The 21,852-nt window shown below is 31.5% G+C and carries 13 protein-coding genes and 3 tRNA genes; 4 read left to right on the top strand and 12 right to left on the bottom strand.

Annotated elements, in window-relative coordinates; all coding sequences use genetic code 11:
• Positions 1–5: 5 nt before the first annotated feature.
• The 7 genes from EV195_RS10870 to EV195_RS10840 form a co-directional block, all read right to left on the bottom strand.
• Positions 6–731 (bottom strand): heavy metal translocating P-type ATPase, encoded by a 726-nt coding sequence (locus EV195_RS10870; protein ID WP_132794982.1) that lies wholly within the window; start codon positions 729–731, stop codon positions 6–8.
• Between the two features lie 4 nt (positions 732–735).
• A complete protein-coding gene (locus EV195_RS10865; RefSeq protein ID WP_132794981.1) occupies positions 736–1,977 on the bottom strand; it encodes a TolC family protein in 1,242 nt (413 codons plus the stop codon).
• Positions 1,964–5,695, bottom strand: coding sequence for an efflux RND transporter permease subunit (locus EV195_RS10860; RefSeq protein ID WP_132794980.1), 3,732 nt, complete (start codon positions 5,693–5,695; stop codon positions 1,964–1,966). Before EV195_RS10860 ends, EV195_RS10865 begins: the two co-directional genes overlap by 14 nt.
• Before the next feature lie 85 nt (positions 5,696–5,780).
• Positions 5,781–6,200: an HYC_CC_PP family protein gene (locus tag EV195_RS10855; protein ID WP_449649455.1), complete on the bottom strand. Its 420-nt coding sequence runs from the start codon at positions 6,198–6,200 to the stop codon at positions 5,781–5,783.
• A gap of 183 nt (positions 6,201–6,383) precedes the next feature.
• Positions 6,384–7,019: a hypothetical protein gene (locus EV195_RS10850; protein ID WP_132794978.1), complete on the bottom strand. Its 636-nt coding sequence runs from the start codon at positions 7,017–7,019 to the stop codon at positions 6,384–6,386.
• 6 nt (positions 7,020–7,025) lie between these two features.
• On the bottom strand, positions 7,026–9,728 hold the full coding sequence (locus EV195_RS10845; RefSeq protein WP_132794977.1) for a hypothetical protein: 2,703 nt from the start codon (positions 9,726–9,728) through the stop codon (positions 7,026–7,028).
• A gap of 4 nt (positions 9,729–9,732) precedes the next feature.
• Positions 9,733–11,448, bottom strand: a complete 1,716-nt coding sequence (locus EV195_RS10840; RefSeq protein WP_132794976.1) for a hypothetical protein — start codon at positions 11,446–11,448, stop codon at positions 9,733–9,735.
• Positions 11,449–11,948: 500 nt separating this feature from the next.
• On the opposite strand from EV195_RS10840, the gene EV195_RS10835 reads away from it, so the two are divergent.
• Positions 11,949–14,816, top strand: a complete 2,868-nt coding sequence (locus EV195_RS10835) for a rhoptry family protein (RefSeq protein ID WP_132794975.1) — start codon at positions 11,949–11,951, stop codon at positions 14,814–14,816.
• A 1-nt stretch (position 14,817) separates the two neighbouring features.
• Complete coding sequence (locus tag EV195_RS10830) at positions 14,818–15,990, top strand: S1 family peptidase (RefSeq protein WP_132794974.1); 1,173 nt, start codon at positions 14,818–14,820, stop codon at positions 15,988–15,990.
• A 57-nt stretch (positions 15,991–16,047) separates the two neighbouring features.
• Here EV195_RS10830 and EV195_RS10825 read toward each other — a convergent pair.
• From EV195_RS10825 to EV195_RS10810, 4 genes are all read right to left on the bottom strand, one after another.
• Positions 16,048–16,121, bottom strand: a tRNA-Arg gene (locus EV195_RS10825).
• A 16-nt stretch (positions 16,122–16,137) separates the two neighbouring features.
• Positions 16,138–16,212 (bottom strand) — tRNA-Pro (locus tag EV195_RS10820).
• A 24-nt stretch (positions 16,213–16,236) separates the two neighbouring features.
• Positions 16,237–16,319, bottom strand: a tRNA-Ser gene (locus EV195_RS10815).
• Positions 16,320–16,402: 83 nt separating this feature from the next.
• Positions 16,403–18,463, bottom strand: coding sequence for an HD family phosphohydrolase (locus EV195_RS10810; RefSeq protein ID WP_132794973.1), 2,061 nt, complete (start codon positions 18,461–18,463; stop codon positions 16,403–16,405).
• Positions 18,464–18,565: 102 nt separating this feature from the next.
• On the opposite strand from EV195_RS10810, the gene EV195_RS10805 reads away from it, so the two are divergent.
• Together EV195_RS10805 and EV195_RS10800 are read left to right on the top strand one after the other, a co-directional pair.
• The gene (locus tag EV195_RS10805) at positions 18,566–19,741 is read left to right on the top strand and encodes an acetyl-CoA C-acyltransferase (RefSeq protein WP_132794972.1); all 1,176 of its coding nucleotides are present in this window, start codon (positions 18,566–18,568) and stop codon (positions 19,739–19,741) included.
• Between the two features lie 18 nt (positions 19,742–19,759).
• Positions 19,760–20,527 (top strand): C40 family peptidase, encoded by a 768-nt coding sequence (locus tag EV195_RS10800; protein WP_132794971.1) that lies wholly within the window; start codon positions 19,760–19,762, stop codon positions 20,525–20,527.
• 59 nt (positions 20,528–20,586) lie between these two features.
• On the opposite strand, the gene EV195_RS10795 is transcribed toward EV195_RS10800, so the two are convergent.
• Entirely contained in the window at positions 20,587–21,831 is a 1,245-nt protein-coding gene (locus EV195_RS10795; RefSeq protein WP_132794970.1) for a tetratricopeptide repeat protein, read from the bottom strand.
• Between the last annotated feature and the right edge of the window lie 21 nt (positions 21,832–21,852).

The raw sequence follows: 21,852 nt of genomic DNA, 5'->3' as shown, positions 1-21,852 counted from the left end.
CTTTCCTAATTTATTAGCATCAGAATTGCCATTACAATCATAATAGCATTTTCAATAAAAGTTGCTTCGGTCATTGGTAGTTTTAAAGCCGTACCCAAGCAAGCACAACGAATTGCCTTTTTATCTAGCAATGTTTTTGTTACACCATAGGTTGTAATACCAAGAACAATTAACGTAATTATTAAAGCTATTGTAACTTCAAAACGCAGCAAAAATAGTAGCCCTAAAGCTGTTTCTAAAAACGGGTATATTTTAGCATACACTGGCACTTTCTTTGCCAACGGATCATACATTCTAAATGAATCTGGGAAGCCTTTTAAATCGAGCATTTTGAAGAAACTAAATACGATGTAGAACAGCCCCATAAAATCGAGCATAAAACCATTCCAACTCCAATCTTTTCTATGCATTAAAATTGCGGCAGTAGTAATGTAGAATAAAATTAGAAATAGTGGTTTTAACTGTTGAAACTTACTTTTCTCCTCTTCAAAAAATTCATTTGAAGTATAACTTTGCTCAACTTGCTTTACCTCTTCAGTAATTTGATATTTTTCGGTTAAGGCATTTTGAAGTTCTGATAGTTTTAAATGATGACTCATTTTTACCTCAACTTCTTTACGCTCTAAATTAACAGTTGCATCCTCTATACCTCCAAGAGATTTTAAACTATTTTCAACAGAAGCTTTGCAACCTCCACAGGTCATACCTGTAACTTTATATGTGTGTTTCATTTCTTTAGTTTTGTGGTGTTAAATAATGTATTGTAACAGTATGATTGTAATAATCAACTGAGGATGTTATCATATTCATTTGAAATTTTAGTTGTAATTCCTGAATATCTAAAACATCATTAAAATCTATAGTTCCTGTTTCATAACTTTTTATCAAAATGTCTTGAGCATTTTTTGCTTGGCTAAAATTTTGCTGTTGCGTTTTAAATTGTATAAACGCAGTATTTCTACTAGAAATAGCTTTTTGAAGTTTCACTTCTAAACTATTTAATCGCTGCTGTTTTTGAGTTAATACTTCATCCTGTTGCAACTTGTGTTGCTTGCTAATAGACGTGTATTTTTTATTGAAGATTGGTATAGATACTGACACCATTGGCATTAAAATATCTTTTCCATTATCATCAAAAGTCATATCAGGTCTTTTTTCTACGTTGATATAATCCAAACCAAATCCTAACATTGGATTGCGTTGTTTTTGATTGAGCACTTCAGATTTTTCAACAGACGCAAATAAACGATCGTACTTAATTAGTTCTGGATGAAGTTTTAAACCTTCCGCAGCTACAACTTCTACTTTTTTAGGCATTTCTAAACGATTAACCAACACAACTTCTTCTAATGTTTTTCTATTTAAAAGTTTATTAAAAAAAGCTTGTTCAGCTAAAAAGGTCTCTTGCAAAACCTCCTTTTTTTGTTTCAACTCATTTTGTCGAATTTGAAGTTTTAGCACATCAACCGCCGATGCCTTTCCAACCTCCACAGAGGTTAACGCTAATTTTTCATAAGTAGCAAGTAATTCAATATTATCATCTAAAACAGCTTGCTTAGCTTTTATTTCATACAACGTATAATACGATTGAGATACTGAAGCTACAATATTTCTCTTCTTGATAACGATATCTTGATAAGTGACATCTGCTAAAGATGAAGCGTAATTTTCTCTTGCTGTGATTGTACCAAAAAATGGAAGCATTTGTTTAACAGAAACTTTGAATTTTTGAGCCCCAGTTCTAGTTTCTGGTGAACTCACAAAAACTCCAACACCCACTTCTGTATTAGACAATGTATTTACCTCATTTTGTTTTTCTAAAACACGTTTATATTGTGTTTCAATTTGCTGAATTTCCAGATTACTTTCCAAAGCTTGTTGGATATACGTCTCTAATTCCTGCCCTGTCAAATTAATCGACAAAAAAACAATACCCAATGCAACTACATATTTTATGTAAGACTTATTCATTTTCATATTGATTTTTACTTCGTTTTAATAAAAATTCTTCTCGTAAACTATATAGCACAGGCACTATAAAATACGAAGTAACATCTATAATCATTCCTCCAAAAGCTGGAATAGCCATTGGAATCATAATATCACTTCCTCTCCCTGTTGAAGTTAAGACAGGTAACAAAGCTAAAATTGTGGTAGCCGTAGTCATTAAACACGCTCTAATTCGTTTGTTTCCTCCATGTAAAGCAGCTGCTCTTATAGCTTCAACTGTAGTTGGTTTCTCTTTATCAAATGTCTGTTTTAAATAGGTAGCCATTACTACTCCATCATCCGTAGCTATTCCGAATAAAGCAATAAATCCTACCCAAACAGCTACGCTTAAATTAATTGGATGCATTTGAAATAATTCTCTTAAGTTTTTCCCAAATACACTAAAATTTAAAAACCAATCTTGCCCGTACAACCACATCATTATAAATCCGCCCGCAAATGCCACAGCGATTCCCGTAAACACCATTAAAGAAGTTGAAATTGATCGAAATTGAAAATATAGAATCAAGAATATTATTATCAATGCCAAAGGCACAACAACTGATAACGTTTTCTCTGCTCTAGTTTGATTTTCATACGTTCCTGTAAATTGATACGATATTCCTTTAGGAACAACTAATTCTCCTTTACTTATTTTTTGTTGAATAACTTCCTGCGCTTTTTCAACTACGTTAACTTCAGCGAAATCAGCTAATTTGTCAAATAGCACATAACCGATTAAAAAAGTGTCTTCACTCTTAATAACTTGCGCACCTTGCTCATAGCGAATTGATGCCAATTCACTTAACGGAACATAATTTCCTTTAGGAATAGGTATGTAAATATTTTCTAAATCTGTGGGAGTTGAGCGTAACTCTCTTGGATAACGAACTCGCACACCATATCGTTCTCTTCCTTCAACCGTTTGTGTTATTTCCATTCCTCCAACTGCAACTTTTAATTCATCTTGTACCGTTTGAATAGAAATTCCGTAACGTGCTAATTTTTCTCTATTAATATCAATTAACAAATACGGCTTCCCTACAATTCTATCTGCAAAAACAGCTTCTTTCTTAACTCCTTCAACCTCTTTTAAAACGCTTTCTAATTGTAAACCAAAAGCTTCTATTTGTTTTAAATCTTGCCCTTTCACCTTAATCCCCATCGGAGCTCTCATTCCGGTTTGTAACATTACCAAACGGGTTTCTATAGGTTGTAATTTAGGTGCAGAAGTAACTCCTGGTAACTTAGTTGCTGTTACAATTTCATTCCAAATATCGTCTGGAGATTTAATTGATGGCCTCCAACTCCTAAAGAATTCACCATTCTCATCAGGAATAAGATCTTTAGAATTTACTTCGTAAAAAAGTACATCAGAGATTTTATCCGTTGTGTTCGGATTTGCAACAGTCTTCCCATTTTTTAACAAATACAATCCTTTTTCATTTACCTTGAATCGTTGTCGTTCTCCTTCATCGTTAATCAAATATTCTGACTTGTATAATATTACATTTTCATACATAGACATAGGAGCCGGATCTAATGCTGACTCAACTCTTCCAGCTTTTCCAACAACCGTTTTTATTTCTGGAATATTGGCAACAGCCATGTCGAGTTGCTGTAATACACGTTTATTTTCATCTACGCCAGAATGAGGCATAGAAGTTGGCATTAAAAGAAACGATCCTTCATTTAAGGAAGGCATAAACTCTTTACCCGTATTCTTGAATATTAAAAAACCACATACTAATACCGTTATCGGTATTAAAAAAAACAACAACTTATTTTGTAGTGCCCATTGTAAAATCTGACTGTAATATTTCTGGAAAAAAGAAAAGAAACCTAATAAACCAAAACAAATAATAGCCACAAAAAAGATGTTCAACAAAATGCTTTTATCTACTCCTAATGGCCTCCAATAACTAGCTAACAATACAACAATGGTAAAAACGGAAATACTAACATTTAGAAGATTTCCTCTTTTGGAATCAATTATATCGTAGTAAATTAAAAAACTTATAATACCAAAACCAACTAAAAGCAACCCAATCCAACTAACAAAAATAACACTTACTATTCCTACTAAAATTACCATTACATTTAGTAAAAACTTTAGTTTTCTTGTGATGATTCTCTTCTTGAAAACAAGCGCTGCTATTGGCGGAATAATGAATAATGCTACAATAATTGCTGCTATTAATGCGAAAGTTTTAGTAAATGCTAACGGACGGAATAACTTTCCTTCAGCTCCTATCATTGTAAATACGGGTAAAAAACTAATAACGGTAGTCATTACAGCAGTAACAATAGCACCTGATACTTCAGCAGTAGCTTTGTAAACAATCTTATTCATAGAATAATTCTGTTTACTTACCTCAATATGTCGAATGATATTTTCAGCCAAAATCACACCGACATCTACCATGGTTCCAATAGCAATAGCAATTCCAGAAAGTGCTACAATATTTGCATCTACTTCAAAAACTTTCATCGCTCCAAAAACCATTAAAACAGCCACTGGTAATAATCCTGAAATTAAAATAGACGCTCTCAAGTTGAATACCATCACTACAATTACTAAAATCGTAATTAAGATTTCTAAACTTAATGCCTCGTTAAGCGTATTCAAAGTTTCTTTAATCAACTCGGTTCTATCATAAAAAGGAACAATAGTTAATTGAGAAACTCTTCCGTCCTTTAAAATTTTAGTTGGCAAACCAGCACTGAGTTCTTTTATTTTCAGCTTTACATTATTGATAACCTGTAACGGATTTGCTCCATAGCGAGAAACCACAACGCCACCAACAACTTCTGCACCTTCTTTATCTAAAACACCTCTTCGTGCCTTTGTTCCTAAAGAAACTTTTGCTACATCTTTTACTCTAATAGAAGTGTAATTAGTAGACGTTATCACCGCATTTTCTATATCAGCAATCTCTTTAATATACCCCAACCCTCTTACTAAATACTCAGCTTGATTAATTTCTATAGTTTGGGCACCTATATCTTGATTACTAAACTTAACTGCTTTAACAACTTCTTGTAATCCGATGTTATATTGACGTAACAATTCTGGTTTAACATCAATCTGGTATTCTTGCACATACCCACCTATTGAAGCGACTTCTGAAACTCCACTAGCAGATGAAAGTGCATATTTTACATAGTAATCTTGAATACTTCTCAATTCATGTAAATCCCATCCGCCTGTTACTTTTCCGTTTTCGTCTCTTCCTTCTAAGGTGTACCAAAAAATTTGTCCTAATGCCGTTGCATCTGGTCCTAGTGAAGGACTTACACCTTCTGGTAATAAATTACTAGGCAAGGAATTTAATTTCTCCAGAATACGAGACCTGCTCCAGTAGAAATCTACATTTTCATCAAAAATGATGTAAATACTAGAAAAGCCAAACATGGAAGAACTTCGAATAGTTTTTACTCCCGAAATTCCTAGTAGAGAAGTTGTTAAAGGATACGTAATTTGATCTTCAATGTCTTGAGGAGATCTCCCATCCCATTTTGTAAAAACTATTTGTTGATTTTCTCCAATATCTGGAATTGCATCAACAGCAACAGGGTTACTAGGTAAAATACCAGTTTCCCAATTAAAAGGTGCAGTAACAATCCCTATTGATATACATAAGAATACCAATAAAAATGCAACTAATTTATTATTTATTAAAAATTTAATGCTTGCGTTTAGCATATAATATGTTTTAAACATTTAACTTAAAAATAGTAAAGACTTTTAGCTAAAAAAATGCTAAAAGACTGCCTTTAAGTTATTTAAATCATATTAAATATACTTCAATAAGAAGTCGGATATTTTTGACCAGTATTGGGGAGACATACTCTCCAATAGATAATTTGGTGTTTGAAGTTTGAGATAAAAGGTTGTGATACGATATAAAGAACGAAACTATGAATAACTGTTGTTGAAATGACAATGAATCAAAAAGTGAATTTTTTAAATCGTCTTGTCCTTTAATTACATGTACAGTATCGTTACAACAGTTTTTTTTGGTAATAGAACATTCTTCTGATTTATTATTCGAAGCCATTTCCATTCCACATGATTTAGCTTTACCAAAATAGCTAACACCTACTAAATAGTCACCACAATAATGACTATTAACGGTAATTGACATTGTAGAAAATAATACTACAAATGTCATTAGAACAGCTGTTATTTTAGTTAAAACACTTTTCATCTCTGAATACAAAGTTACAAAAAATTAAAAATCAACAAATGAGTTTGTGTTGTTTTATAAGTGACTGATATTCAAACAACAAAAAAACCTTACTAAAACTAGTAAGGCTTGTTATAATCTCCTCAGGATTTAAACTTGTACTTATGTTAATTTTTTATCACTTAGTTAATACAGAGATAAACCCTAACTCTCCAATTTTAATTGTTCATCATCGTTATCCTCCGTCGCAACATTTACAATACCTCCCGCTAATGAAGTAATTAATCCGCCAGTACGAACAAAAACTACCAATACATAAAATGGATGCTTATTAATAGGGGCATAACCCAATGCTGCTGGTAAATAATGAATGGTTTTTCCTATAAACTTCATATTTAGAAGTTGTTTTGGCATCACAGCCATTCCGACAATCATTCCTACTGCACCTAAAGAACATACAGCAGGCTTTACATATTTCAACGCCAATTTTCCAACTTTTGCGACACTAGCAGTGTTTAGCGCCATCATAGAAAACAGAAGCGCTAACAATAAAACATCTAACACTAACAGCGGAATCAACACCCACTTTACAATTGGAGAAACCTCTACTTTTCGATGGTATAATAATCCCATTGACCAAAATGTTCCAACTAAACCAAGCATTGATATTGTTTTGGTAATGCCTCCTACAAAACCTAAATCGGTTTCTGTGCTATCTGCAATTTCTTCAGCTGGATAAAACAAAAGAGACAAACCAGATAATGCTAAACCACTAATAGCAAAAACTTTATCTACATCATTAAGTGTATTTTCTATGGAGTTATCTATTTCTTGTGCCATGATAAATTAGTTTAAGTTAAGTTGAAATATGGTTTTACCTCGGTTAATGAATTCTTCCTTGGTTTTTCCTTCACCAAATGGTGCTTTTCCTTCCCCAATTTTGTATAAAATGGTAGTAGGAATTGCCACAAACAAGCACATTACATCTAAAAATGTTAACTCGTTACTTTTAGTTACAGACTTGTAAATTTGCGTTATAATCGGAATTTCCCATTGTTTATTCAATCCAACTTGCGCTAGACCTATAAGAGTATCCAGTGATACAAAAATCAAATCCATTAATTGTTTAACTAAAAACAGACTCAGTCCTGCGAGTTTTTGCAAGAGTAATTTTAAGAAGTCTAAAAATGACATTTCTCCTTGAATCATTTTTTTAAAACCTTCAAAAATAATATCCATTTGTAGCTTGAAGCCTTCTCCTGATTTTACTAGAATGTCTTTTAATTGTGTAGTAAACGAAGTAAAAACATCTGTAAAATCTGTTGGAATTTGTGAACTGATAGGTTTCCCTGAACTATCATGTAAATAATTCTTTTTAGAATTTAACCAATTCGCACGTGGATCAGCTGTTTTTTCATCTGAAGGTTGAGAAGGATCAATTTTTCCAAGCGAATCGGGAATATCTACCAATTCTGGAGAAAATTTCTCAATCTGTTTGTCCAACGTATCATCTACAAACTTGCGAATATTTTTTAATTCATCCTTTAAAGAAATGATAGCCACGTTGGTAAATTCTTTAAAAGCATTTTTAGTATCCACAATTGCATCCCAATCGAATAAAAATGCTAAAAATTCAAACAAATCTTTAAAAAACACTTTAATCGCATCAAATATTTTCTGAATAAATGCACCTATTTCCCGAATGGTTTTTACAATCCAATTAAAGACTTGTTCTCCAATTTTGATAACAAATTGCAAACCATCTTTTATTTTTTCAACAATAAATTCGACAGTTTGTTTCGTTCCATCCCAAACAGCATGCAAAAAATCACCTAATGTTAATCCGTGATGTGAAACAGTACTTGTATTCACATTACTAACTCGCATTTGTGTGTTTGTAGCGATTTGTTGTCCGACAGTAAATGAAGAACGATGCAAGTTTGTACCGGTATCACTTTCCAACGTTTTGGCAGCTTCTAACATTTTCTGAATTCCATCAGCAGCACTGTTTAGTGTTTTTATGTCTGTCCCTTTTGGTACCAACAAATCGCCATTTTGTTTGCGAGCAGCTGCCAAATCTTTACCAGAAGAAGCTTTTTTCTGTAAATCTTCTAGTACTTGTTGCGCTAGATTAATAGCAATAGTGTTTTCTAAAAAATTTGCATTGAGTAAAATTCGGCAAGATCCCAACTCTTTTACCGGACAAATGATAGTGAACTCCGCATTAACATTTAAAGGAATTTGCACTTCTGTGTCAGGACCAATATGGTAACTTTCGTTATCAACATACACAAACAAATTACTTTCAGCACTCAACTTTACTTGTAATCCTTGAAATGTTTTAGTGGCCTTACTGCGAAATCGAACATGTGCAGAGTACGATTCTATTTTTTTTAGACTATCAATTTCTTTGATGGAAAGCGTTTTCTTATTCCACAACGTTGTTGTAGCATCTTGCCATAAACTAGTGAGTTCACTTCCATATTTAGTACTAATAGAAAACAATTGATTACGAATTCCGTTGCCTTTTACACAACAAAATTGTTCTGCATCTGACGCCATGACAATAGGTTGCGTCCATTGAGTAGAGACAAATTGTTGCGTTTTTTGCTCAAAAAAGTGATTGGTTTGATAGTGCAAGCCTTTTTCGTTAAGCGACCATACACTGTGATAATCACTATTTCGTGCAGCACGAATTCTAGTAATATCCTCAAAGTTTCCTGGTAATTTGATTACCTCTACTTCTTCATCTTCAATCCCAGTTACAAACTGATGAATATTTTTCCCAGCAGCATATACAATGTCGTTAGTATCATCAGACTCTACTAGCGCAAAACAATTTACATAATCATCACTTTCAAAACGTGCTTTGGAAGATTTACCAAAACGTTCATCAGGAAACGATTGAAACACAAACGAACGTTCTTTTCCAATATCATACAACATAAAAACACCATCGTTGTATTGAAAATTACCTAATTCAAACTGAATGATTTTCATTCCATTTTCAAATAGTGTACAAAGTTTTGGTATTAAGCCGTCTAAATTTGCTACGTAATAATTGGCATCCTTCCCTTTAGTCGTTGTAGAAAACACAACTCTTTCTACACCAATAGATACTTTATTGATTATTTCATCAGCATTTACTGCTTCCATACTTGTCCACGATAAACTTTTATCTAAAGTGGCAAATTGTGTTGCATTGAGTGGAATTTGATCAGAAATCCATACTTTGTTATCCTCTACTTTAGCAATCTGGAAATAATCTTCATCTGTGTTATATTCAAGTTCAAAAGAAGTTACTTTTCCTTTAGAGAGTAGCAATTGTATCCAGCCAGAAGCGGAACCTTCGGTACGTAAAATACCTTGCAATTTCCCATCATTTGTCAAGCAAAAAATAAAAGGCTGTTCAGGTCCAACCATTAATGAACGAATAGTTGTTCCAGCTTCTATAGAAGATTCTGGAAAATAATTATTCATTAATTCACTTTGAAAATCGACTGTTACATTGTCGTTTTTCGTTATTTGAAATTTTGGGTCTACTTTCATAAGGCTATTGTTTTTCAATTACTGGTGCATACGCGATATCATACGCTACAATATCATGTTCAGCATCCATACGTAAATTTTTAAAAGCATATACTCTACCAAGTGGAAGAATCACTTTATTAGTTTGGTTTAGTACATCTATATCATTGAGTGTATCGATTAGAGCACTAGAACTCGAAGCACTGTCTTTTCCAAGATCTACTGCAATTTGAGTTACAATGGCATCAATAATTGCTAAAACCCAAGCAAAAATGAGCAGTAAAATATGTGAAAAGACTTTCCAAAAACCTCCTTCAAAATAGTTCGGATTTTCATCATACGCGATAGAAGGCTTTGTTAATTCATGCATCAAATCAAAACGTCCAGTTTTTCCACTCTTAATAGTGAAATCTAAATATCCAACACTACCTTTTGATTTTACATCACCTTTAGTGTATTGTCCGTTCGTTGATAACGTAATTTCGCCTACTTTCACGAACCATGCTTTTACTACAACAGTAATGTGAATTTCAATTTTATAACGAACTTTAATTCCCGAATTGTCATCAGTGTTTTTTACATATTCTTTCGTAATGGTATACAGCGTGTCTATTGTATCATCTATGTGTTTGTCTTTTTTTTCTAGTTTCATAACTCCATTTTCAAAACCATGTACTAAGGTTACACCTTCAAGATTTGTAAATGTTGACTGCACATACGCATCTAATGAGTTTAAGTACGTATTAAAATGACTTTGTTGTATCGAAAATACGCCATCAGTAGAACTGCTTATATCTTTTCCCAGTTCAATTAAACTTTGTGGAAGAATCCCTGCCGTTGTTGAACTTGGTGGCTTAGTATCGTTAAGCATCATCAAAAAATTAAGTGCACTAAACACTCCTGGTTGTTTGTTTTTAATACTGTATGATGTAGAAAATGCAAGTGAAGTCGGTTGAAACATTGCTTTTTCGGTAGCTTTTATTTTCTTACGTTGAATCCCATAACCCAATACATATGGATTGTCGCTTCCAGCAATTGTCATATTAAAATAATTTTCAATCGCATTTTGAAAAGCTTCATCACTACCAGTAGGTAACTTACTTTTTGACCTATCAAAACTGGAAATGTTGGCATTCTCAAATTGCAAAAACAAACTTTGAATCGTGAAATCTTCATCAGATAAACCACTTTCACGAATGATTTTTTTTGCACTTTCACCAGCGTCTAAAATCATATTTTCTTTGGAAATTTTAAGTTGTCCGATAGGAACTTTAAAAGCATATAAAACGTCTTTTAAGTCGAATACTGAAACTGCTTTGGTTTCTTCTTCTCTGAAATATAATTTTCCACTTTTAAACTGAAGTTCAAGAAAAACTTCTTTAGTATTATCTTTTATAAAACTGACTTCAGGTGCAAGTAAAACTGCTTCCCAACCAAATCTAAAGTTTAGGTTATCAGATTTCACTTTGCTCATTAAATTACCAATTTCAGTCCAATTATTATCTTTTCGAGCCTTTTCAATATCTTTTTGAATAGCAATCCAAGCATTAATTTTTTGTTTAAAATTGGCATCTTGATCTGTAATGTGAAAGTTTTTATTATCATCAGTTTTTCCGCCCAAAACACCCCATTTTTTGTGAATGATATTACGCTTATGTAATTGAGAAAACTGATAATTAATGGTATTTTGCGACAACGCTAGCACCATGTCGTAGCCGGCAAGTGTTTTAGTACCCTGCATAATTAGAGTTTTATTTGGTTAATAATTCTAAATGATGCAATTTTTTATAATTTCTTTCCTGTTCTTTTCTCAAAGATTGATTTTATTTTACTATGCTTTTAAATAAAAACCTTAAACGAAAGCTTTTAACTCATAAATGTAGATTAACTAAGTATAAACCAACTTTAATACTATATCTTTTTTGTTGTGAATTCTATTAACTACTTAAGTCTTTATATATTAAGAATTTGCTTATTAAAAATTAATAGTTTTAAGAGAAATTGGAAAATAGTTCTATACTTCTAGAAATTTGAAACACTTATATATTGTAGTTATACTACAGTGTAAGAAAAGGTTTTAAAAAAATCATTTGAGATAATCTTATAAAACTAAAAAGTGTTTTGCTTTTTTACATTCAATCAATTATTAGCATTTTTTATACCATTTTATCCTTTAAATTTTTCTCGTATATTTAATTGCTTTTAAGCTATTCCCCTGACCTAACTAACCAAAATATAAAAATGAAATTAAAAATTACTTTAATTTTTTGTGCTTTATTTTTTCAATTAACCACAGCACAAAAATCTTCTCCAGTAGCTGGGGATGCAGCAACACTCATTGATTTATTAAGAAAAGATTATGGTACTATTAGTACCGAATTACGTACTGAAACTATTGCTAATGACATGGCAAAAGCTGTTGCTATTTTTAACTCTTACTTAACTGATACAGAAAGGAAAACTCTAACCGACTGTTCTTCCATGCCGCTTTTTAGTACTCTAGGCAGCAAATATAACACTCCTTCTTATCCAGTTATAAAACAAAAAATTGATGCTATTTCAGCTAATTTAACAGAATATAATAATCTTCTTAAAATACAACAACTTAAAGAAAACTATAGCGACCCTGATTTTGAAGAAATTAAAAACACTTACTATGAATCAAAATTCTATCTAGACCTTTCAAGTTTACTTTGTTTAGAAAACACTTACAAAAGAGATAAAAAAAACATTTATTTATCATTTTTACTAGATAAATTCATAAATAAATATAACACAGTCTTTTTATTTAAATCAGACACATTTGCACAAGTAAACCATAGTTCTTCTGTACAAAAAGCACTTCCTTTTTTAGGTGGAGATTTAGCTTTTGAAACACTAATAGATGGGCTTGCTAGGTTCTTAGCAAAAAGAATAAAAGAAGAACTTACTATTAACGTTATAGATAAAGTAAAAGAATATCTAAACAACCCATCTCAGGAAAGTTATATTAACGAACTTTTAGTTTTATTACCAACTACTACAGATTATCTTAAAAACTTTGATGCAAATCAAGTTTTAAATTTTATAGATGATTTGAAACAGTATATAGAACAAGATTTAAATAATCTTATTTCCAATTTAGATGATTTAAGAACTACACCTAGATTTCAAAAACTAATATTAGAAAATCCAGATTTAGATTTTGCTTTTGAGGCTTTTGATTTGATTTCTCAAATTTCAAAAACTGAGAACCCCATTGAATACTTTGATATTTTAGAAAACAGTAGAAATATTCAGCGTTGGGGAAAAGATACTGATCCTATTAAATTCAATATTTCTAATACTATTAAATTAACTTCATTACTAGCACACAGCATGTTGGTTATAGATGACGGTAAACAAAAATTAGTTTCTTTAGATTTTATGAGTGATTACGGCTCTATGAGAGATTTTTATTACTTATATATTGGTTTTTTACATCAACAAAACAGTAAGTACTTCAATATAAAATTCAGAAACGACACTAATGTAATAGACTTTAATTTAGAGAAATTGATGACGAGTGCGGATCCTACTAATATTGATGCAAATGAAGAAAAAATTAAAGATGTTATTTCTTTTTTAAAAGAAAACATCACTAATATTTCATCCTATTCTGAAAAACTTCAAAAAAACATAGAACAAGTAAAAAAATCGAATAAAACTAATGATAAAGTTTTCTATACAGATGTATATGAATTGATAAACACATTAATTGGTTTCTCTGAAGAAATTACTAAAACTGCTGAAAATATTACTAGAAAAGGAATAGAATTAAATTTTTTCGAAGCCAAATTAGATACCGTATCCATTTTACAAAAAACAAAACCTTATTTCAAAACAGCTACAAGTGTTAATCAAATATTTTTGGATCTTCATCAAAAGAAATTTACTACTGCTATTATAAATGCATTGGAGATACCTTCAAATTTTAGCAATAATAACATTTCTTTGAATAAACTCCTTGAGTTAAAAAATGACTTTATAAATGCCAATAATTTACTTCTATTAAAAGAATTCCTTTCTTATAAAAGCATCCCTACTAACACCGATAAAAAAGAAGCTTTTAAAAAGATAGCTGAACAGCTTAATTATATTTTAAATAGTTCAAACAATGCTTCATTAGCTAATTTAAAACAACAATACACTACTTTATATAAAACCATAATAAATGATAAAAAAGATGAATTTGAAAAGTATCTTACTCAATTTAAAAGTGCTATCGAAAACAGTGATACAGCTATAATTATTCTCAAAGAATACGCAAAAATAGATTTTAACGAAACTTTTAAAGCCCCAATTGAAGCTTTTTTAGCTAGTAAAGTAAGTCAACTTCCTCCAGGAATTAAAGATCAAATTATAATAACTATAGAAGAATATGCTTCATTAACTTTTAAAAGTGTAATTTTTAATGAAAACAAAGAGAAAGAGCTAGAAACCACTACCAATAATCTTTTAAGATTAATACCTGTTTATTTACCTGAATTAACAACCAATGTATTCCGTGTCAAAGATAATAATGTAATACGTTTAGTTCACTTTATAAGTAATATAGCTACCTCTAACACTTCTGAAGATGTAGAAAATGCACTTGAATCTTTCGCATTACCAACGGGAAGTTCTTCTATAAAAGAAGAAACATCTACTTATGTTTCTATTAACTCATTCCCTGGTATATTATTTGGAAGAGAAATTAGTAACAATACAATCGACAATGCAAATTTTGCAGGTATAACAGCTCCAATAGGGTTATATGGACAATTTTGGAATCTTAATAAAGGTTCTCTTGGAATATTTGTTCCTATAATAGACATTGGTGCGCCAGTTAGATTTCGATTAGATAATAACAACGATACTGGAACCTTACCCGATTTCAATTTTAAAGATATTTTCTCTCCTGGACTTTACGTAAGCTATGGATTTAATAGATCTCCTTTTGCCATAAATGCTGGAATCCAGTACGGGCCAAAGTTAAGAGATATCGATAATGGAAATGGAGAATTCACAGATATTGAATCTTATCGAATAGGAATTGGGTTTGTTATTGATATTCCTCTTTTTACTTTATACAACAAAGGAATTAAGTAAAATGAAGAAATTCTTAACATATCAATATCTCTTTTTTCTTTTTTTATCTCATAGTGTATTAGCTCAACAAAGGATTATAAGAGGTGTGGTAAAAGATGGACAAGAACCTCTTCCTGGTGTAAGTGTTTTAATTAAAAATACAACCAATGGAACGGTAACTGATTATGATGGAAAATACTCAATAGCAGCAAAAGAAGGAGATATTCTAGTTTTTACTTTTACAGGTATGCAAGCCATAGAAAAAACGGTTGCAAAAGAAAATATAATTAACATTACACTAGAAGTTCAAGAGTTAGAAGAAGTTGTTGTTAGTACTATGGTACATATCAATGAAAACTCAAAATATATAACCTCCTGTGGAAAAAGAGTGGAACGGTTAAAAGGAATAGGAAAATACGATAGTAGATTAGAAATAACAGCATTAGATTCACTCGTAAAATGGCAATCTTCAATTATTAAAACGTCAAAATCTGTAGCTATGATTATAGAAAAGGAACGATTACATGCTATTTCTAATTTTGAATATCAATTAGATTTTTACAATACGTTGCAAAAAACATATAATTTATGTGCTAATGAAGCCTTTACCAATCAACCTGTTGTAGGCTCTGGAACCGCTTTTGTTATTAGTGAACAAACAATGATTACCGCAAAGCATGTTTTTGAAAGATCAATAAATGATTATGCCATCGTATTTGGTTTTCAATTCTTAGATGAAAAAAAAGAGATTTCATCAATTGTACTTGCATCTAATATTTATTACCCTACTAAAATTGAAAAAGAGTTTGAAGAGTTAGATGTAGTACAATTTAAAGTAGATAGAACTTTCCCAAAATCCATTCCTATATTAGAATGGGAAAACTCTAGAACGCTCCAAAAAAAAGACGAAATTTACATGATTGGTCATCCTACAGGATTACCTAAAAAAGCTGCCTTAAATGCTGATATTATAGACAACTCTAAACTACAATTCTTTTATACTTCTTTGGATAGCTTTCAAGGAAATTCAGGATCACCCGTTTTTAATTTATGTTCAAATAAAGTAATAGGAATTTTAGTTTCTGGACAACTAGATTATGAGTTTAATGGAAGTTGTTACAAAACTACTTTATGTAAATATCCTCAATGTTTAGGCGAAAAAGTGGTGCGCATTGAAAATATCATAAAAAACTAAAAAAACAGATAATTTTATAAAACAAAAAAGCCTTACTAGTTTTAGTAAGGCTTATTGTGATCGCGACAGGATTCGAACCTGTGACCGTCTGCTTAGAAGGCAGATGCTCTATCCAGCTGAGCTACGCGACCAATAACTATTTTTTTGTCGGGGTGGCAGGATTCGAACCTGCGACCTCCTGCTCCCAAAGCAGGCGCGATGACCGGGCTACGCTACACCCCGAAAATGGTTATCTGCAATTTTTTGCGGAGAGACCGGGATTCGAACCCGGGCATCGAAAAACGATGACAGCTTAGCAGGCTGCTGCATTACCACTCTGCCACCTCTCCTTAACTCAAAAGAGTTAAAAATTGCGAGTGCAAATGTAACATTAGAAAAGCAATCTCACAAATATTTTAACCAAAAAAAAACACTATTCTGGATATTCAATTCGTAAATGATAGATATTCATTAATTTACCTTTTATCACCTTTTTAATTTTTTCTATTTCTCTAAAGGTAATATTCGAATTTATGAATTGATTATTCGCTTTTTGTCCTTCTACTATTTTATCTATTAACTCATCTATTGATTGTGCTGAAGGATTTTGTAAGCTTTTAGATGCTGCTTCTGCTGCATCACATATCATTAATATTGCTGTTTCTTTTGAGAACGGAATTGGACCTTGATATCTAAACTTCTTCTCCTCTACCTCTAAATTTGGATTTCTATCTTTTTCCTTCATATAAAAATAATACACCAAACTTGTTCCGTGATGTGTTCGTATAAAGTCAATAATACGGTCTGGAATATTATTTCTCTTAGCTATTTCTATTCCGTTAATCACATGATCTAAAATGATTCGAGCACTATCTGTAGGAGATAAATCGTTGTGTGGATTTACTCCAGTAATTTGGTTTTCAGTGAAAAATTTTGGGTTCTTCATTTTACCAATATCATGGTATAAAGCTCCTGTTCTAACTAACATAGAGTTGGCTCCAATTTCATTAGCAGCAGCTTCTGCTAAATTAGCAACCTGCATAGAATGTTGAAAAGTTCCTGGTGCTTTTTCATTAAGTTCTCTTAACAGTTTAGAGTTTGTATTAGACAATTCTAGCAACGTAACATCTGATACCAATCCAAATACTTTTTCATAAAAATAAATAAAGAAAACAGCTAAAAACGACAATAGTCCATTCACAGCAAACAGTCCAAAATACATCCATTTTATATTCGTTATATTTCCTTCCTTGATGATAGAAAAAGCAAAGTAAGTAATCATATAGATGAGCGTTATTTGGGCAATTGACATAAATAAACTTGCTCGCTTATACAATTCGGTAACCGATAAAATAGTAACGATTCCTGCTATGATATGTAAGTAAATAAACTCAAAACTATTTGGAACAATAAATCCTAGTAATAAAACTGTAAGCACATGAGTAAATAAACCTAATCTAGCATCAAAAAACGCCTTTAATACAATAGGCAAAATACTTAGAGGAATTACATATAAAAAATCTGGATTGTATTTTACCATTACTGTCTGTGCGACAATCATTAACAATACATTAGAAAAGATAAAAGTAACTTTTGTATTATCTAAAAAAATCTCTCTTCTATACTTGTCTAAAAACAACAACAACATCAATAAAGCTAATGAAACAAGAAGAGTGTATCCTAACACTAACCAATTGTAGTTGGATTTATTCCAAATTAGCGATTTAGAAGCTTCTTTAAAAGATTTTAAGACATTTAAGTTTTCTCCTTCTACAATATCTCCTTTTTGAATAATCAATGCATCCTTAGACACCATTCCTTTGGTATATGAAACATCATTTAAATTTTCGTCCAATTCTTTTTGAGTGTACTCAGCATCAAAACTTACATTTGGCTGAATTAACTCAGATAAGATCTCGAAAACATAATTTTTACCTCTAGAGTTTTTGTAATCAGTAAACTTATCGTTTATAGTTGTTAAAATATCTTTCGATTGAAACAAATTCTGAAAAGCAATTTCTTCAATAACATCATTTTTACGCAATATTACTATAGCGCTTTTATTGATTTTATTTTTTGAAACATCATCTATAAAACCGTATTTATAGATAGTTTTTATTAATTCTAAACCACTCTTTGTAAGCTTCTTTATTTCTTCTTCTGTCAAACTATCCGATGGATCAATCTCCTTCATCTTTTCAACAAAACTTTGCTCTATCGCTTTAGTTTTTTGAGTATCATAAAGAAAATATTGTTTGGACAACGAAGTAATTTGAGTTATTTCATCACTAATTTCTTTTTCTGATTTTTGAATAGCAAAATCAAAAGGTGCATATAAATTTTCATACTGCCAAGGTTTTCCTTTTGAGAAATCATATCTAAACTTACCTCCTTTCGGAAAAAAATATACAATGGCAAAAGCTGTGCTAATAAATAATAAGACTTTATAAACTATGGAATTATTTCTATATAAATAGCTTATCAATTTCTTCATTTCATTTTGTTTCTTAGCGTAAATATAACCTTTTAGTATTATTTGAGTTCTAAGTATAAAATGGTTATTTTCGCATTGCATTATTTAACAAACAAACATAACATGAAAGAAGTAGTAATTGCATCTGTAGCAAGAACTCCAATTGGAAGTTTTTTAGGAACATTATCAAGTACTCCTGCTCCAAAACTAGGAGCTGTTGCTATTAAAGGCGCTCTAGATAAAATCAACTTACAACCAGAAATGGTTAATGAAGTATTTATGGGAAATGTAGTGTCTGCTGGTTTAGGGCAAGCACCTGCTAGACAAGCGGCTATTATGGCTGGTATACCAGACACGGTTCCTTGTACAACAGTAAACAAAGTTTGTTCTTCAGGTATGAAGTCTATTATGTTAGGAGCCCAAGCAATTGCACTAGGTGATGCTGATATTGTTGTTGCTGGAGGTATGGAAAACATGAGTATGATTCCACATTATCAACATGCTAGATCTGCTACTAAATTTGGCCCGGTTACTATGGAAGACGGAATGCAGAAAGATGGTTTAGTTGATGCTTACGAAAAAGTAGCTATGGGAGTATGTGCAGATGAATGTGCTGTTGAATATAACTTTTCGAGAGAAGACCAAGATGCTTTTGCCATTGAATCTTACAATCGTTCTGCTAAAGCTTGGAGCGAAGGAAAGTTTGCAGATGAAGTAGTACCAGTAGAGATTCCACAAAGAAGAGGAGAGCCAATTATTTTTAGTGAAGATGAGGAATACAAAAATGTAAAAATGGATAAGATTCCTGCTTTACGCCCTGCTTTTACTAAGGAAGGAACTGTAACTGCCGCAAATGCTTCAACCATAAATGATGGAGGCGCTGCTTTAGTATTAATGTCGGCTGAAAAAGCTAAAGAATTAGGAATTCAACCGTTAGCTAAAATTAGAGGTTATGCAGACGCTGCTCATGAACCAAAATGGTTTACTACTGCTCCAGCAAAAGCGTTACCAAAAGCCCTAGCTAAGGCAAATGTTGCTATTGATGAAGTGGATTATTTTGAATTAAATGAAGCTTTTTCTGTAGTAGGATTAGCTAACATGAAAATCTTAGGATTATCATCAGATAAAGTTAATGTTAATGGTGGTGCAGTTTCATTAGGGCACCCATTAGGCGTTTCTGGAGCTAGAATTATCATAGCACTTACCTCTATTCTAAAGCAAAACAATGCTAAAATTGGTGCTGCTGGAATATGTAACGGTGGTGGTGGTGCTAGTGCAATGGTAATCGAAAGAATTTAATAATTAAAAGGTATATTTTTGTTCGGAATCTGTAATTTAAGTATTGTTCCTTTACGATCGGAAGCTAATGATGTTTCTGAAATGGTAAGTCAAGTTATTTTTGGAGAGCATTTTCAAATACTTGAAAAAACCAAGAAATGGAGTAAAATAAAGCTAGCTTTTGATGGTTACGAAGGTTTTATTGACAATAAACAGTATGAAGAAATTTCTGAAAATTTATTTAACGAACTTGAAAATGAAGAACCAATATTTTCAGGTGATTTAATTGATTTTATTACAGGTTCTGAGAACAATCTTACTACTATTCCTATTGGAGCTAGATTACCTTTTTTAAAAGACAGTATTTTTAGTATTAATAATACTCTTTATAAATACGAAGGTAAAATAGCTGGAAAAAAACTAACAAAGAACGCCATTGTAGAAACAGCCTATTTGTTTTTAAATTCACCTTATTTATGGGGTGGAAAGACTCCTTTTGGTATTGATTGCTCTGGTTTTACCCAAACAGTTTATAAACTCTGTGGATACAATTTATTAAGAGATGCTAAACAGCAAGCTAGTCAAGGGGAAGTTTTGAGCTTTATTGAAGAGTGTGAACCTGGAGATTTAGCTTTTTTTGATAATGATGAAGGCGTTATTACCCACGTTGGAATAATTATGAATGATTACAACATCATTCATGCTCATGGTAAAGTTAGGATTGACAAACTCGACCATAGTGGAATTTACAATACAGATACTCATCAACACAGTCACCGATTACGAGTTATAAAAAAGATGATATAACAACAAAAAAAAGAGAAGCAATTTTTGCTTCTCTTTTTTTATATGTTAGTGAATAGAGATTATTGCATCGATTTATATAAATCTCTAAATTCTTTTGCTTTATCTTGCATCTCAAGTACTTCATAAATACTCATTAAAGACTTAACTGTATCTATGCTTCTATTAAGACTATCTGCTTTTTCAAGATATGGTAAAGCTTCTTTATATACTTCTTTTTGCTTAAGTGCTAACTCATCATACTTTTTAAAGTTAGATAAGTTTTTGTTCATCTCTTCTACAATTTCTTTTTCCTTAGCTAATATAACTACTGATAAGTTCATATACGCATCAGAGTAATCTGGCTTAAGTTCAATTGCTTTTCTGTAATACTTAGCAGCTTCTTCAGTTCTTCCTTGGTTGAAGTTTACAACTCCTAAATTATAGTATAAAGTTGGGTTATTAGGGTCTAAAGCAACTGCTTCTGCCATTAATTCACCAAACTTATCCATCTTACCTAACTCAATATATAATTGCGCTTCGTTTAAAATTAAATTTAAATCGTTTTTATTAGCTTTTCTTGCTTCAGAAATAGCCTTAATAGCCTCATCAGTTTTACCTTGCTCTTTTAAAATTAAAGCAAAATTCTTCATAATTGATGCTGATCTACCTTCTGTAGTTTTTTGAGTTGGATTTGAATACTTCCCAGATTTAACCATTAAATCTCTCTGTGTTTTACTCCCAAGGTTTTCTTCTTTACCAGTAGATTTATTCACAGCAAAGTACTGAACCTCTTTACCTGTATAACCGATTTGAATTAACTCTTTGTAATAGTCAATAGCTGTATCGTAATCTTTAGCTTGAGTAGCACTTACAGCTGCGTTGTATGCAAAGGCAGTATCTCTTGGACTTAATTTATAAGTTAAATAAAAGTACTTAGAAGCTTCTTTATAATTATTGTCATTATTATAAAGGCTAATTGCTTTTTCTGAAACTGATTGAATTAACTTATCTAATTGAGGTTTTGCTTCAGCTGTATAACGCTCTTTACCTATTTTCTTTTCGTAATCGAATAATTGATTAAAAGCATCTGCCGCTTTTTGGTATTCTTTCTTACCAGCATATGCTTGACCTTTTAAGTAGTAGAATTTAGACTTATACTTCTCATCTGCGCTCTCTATAGAGCTATCTAAAGAATTTACAATAGTTAAAGCTCCTGTAAAATCATTATTGCTAAGTGCTTTTTCAATAGATTTAAGCTCTTTCTTTTGAGCAAAAGAACCTAATGTTAATAAACCTAAAGAAATTGCTAAAACTTGTTTTTTCATCTTAGTTAATATTAGTTATTT

Origin of the sequence: Tenacibaculum skagerrakense (assembly GCF_004345825.1) — a bacterium.
GTDB classification, from domain to species: domain Bacteria; phylum Bacteroidota; class Bacteroidia; order Flavobacteriales; family Flavobacteriaceae; genus Polaribacter; species Polaribacter skagerrakensis.
The sequence above is the reverse complement of the archived record's forward strand: the minus strand, read 5'-3'. Positions and strand labels throughout refer to the sequence as shown.

What these genes read in the sequence shown, in the direction of transcription:
- EV195_RS10870 (WP_132794982.1), bottom strand. Translation starts at nt 731, where the DNA reads ATGAAACACACATATAAAGTTACAGGTATGACCTGTGGAGGTTGCAAA.
- EV195_RS10865 (WP_132794981.1), bottom strand. Translation starts at nt 1,977, where the DNA reads ATGAAAATGAATAAGTCTTACATAAAATATGTAGTTGCATTGGGTATT.
- EV195_RS10860 (WP_132794980.1), bottom strand. Translation starts at nt 5,695, where the DNA reads ATGCTAAACGCAAGCATTAAATTTTTAATAAATAATAAATTAGTTGCA.
- EV195_RS10855 (WP_449649455.1), bottom strand. Translation starts at nt 6,200, where the DNA reads ATGAAAAGTGTTTTAACTAAAATAACAGCTGTTCTAATGACATTTGTA.
- EV195_RS10850 (WP_132794978.1), bottom strand. Translation starts at nt 7,019, where the DNA reads ATGGCACAAGAAATAGATAACTCCATAGAAAATACACTTAATGATGTA.
- EV195_RS10845 (WP_132794977.1), bottom strand. Translation starts at nt 9,728, where the DNA reads ATGAAAGTAGACCCAAAATTTCAAATAACGAAAAACGACAATGTAACA.
- EV195_RS10840 (WP_132794976.1), bottom strand. Translation starts at nt 11,448, where the DNA reads ATGCAGGGTACTAAAACACTTGCCGGCTACGACATGGTGCTAGCGTTG.
- EV195_RS10835 (WP_132794975.1), top strand. Translation starts at nt 11,949, where the DNA reads ATGAAATTAAAAATTACTTTAATTTTTTGTGCTTTATTTTTTCAATTA.
- EV195_RS10830 (WP_132794974.1), top strand. Translation starts at nt 14,818, where the DNA reads ATGAAGAAATTCTTAACATATCAATATCTCTTTTTTCTTTTTTTATCT.
- EV195_RS10810 (WP_132794973.1), bottom strand. Translation starts at nt 18,463, where the DNA reads ATGAAGAAATTGATAAGCTATTTATATAGAAATAATTCCATAGTTTAT.
- EV195_RS10805 (WP_132794972.1), top strand. Translation starts at nt 18,566, where the DNA reads ATGAAAGAAGTAGTAATTGCATCTGTAGCAAGAACTCCAATTGGAAGT.
- EV195_RS10795 (WP_132794970.1), bottom strand. Translation starts at nt 21,831, where the DNA reads ATGAAAAAACAAGTTTTAGCAATTTCTTTAGGTTTATTAACATTAGGT.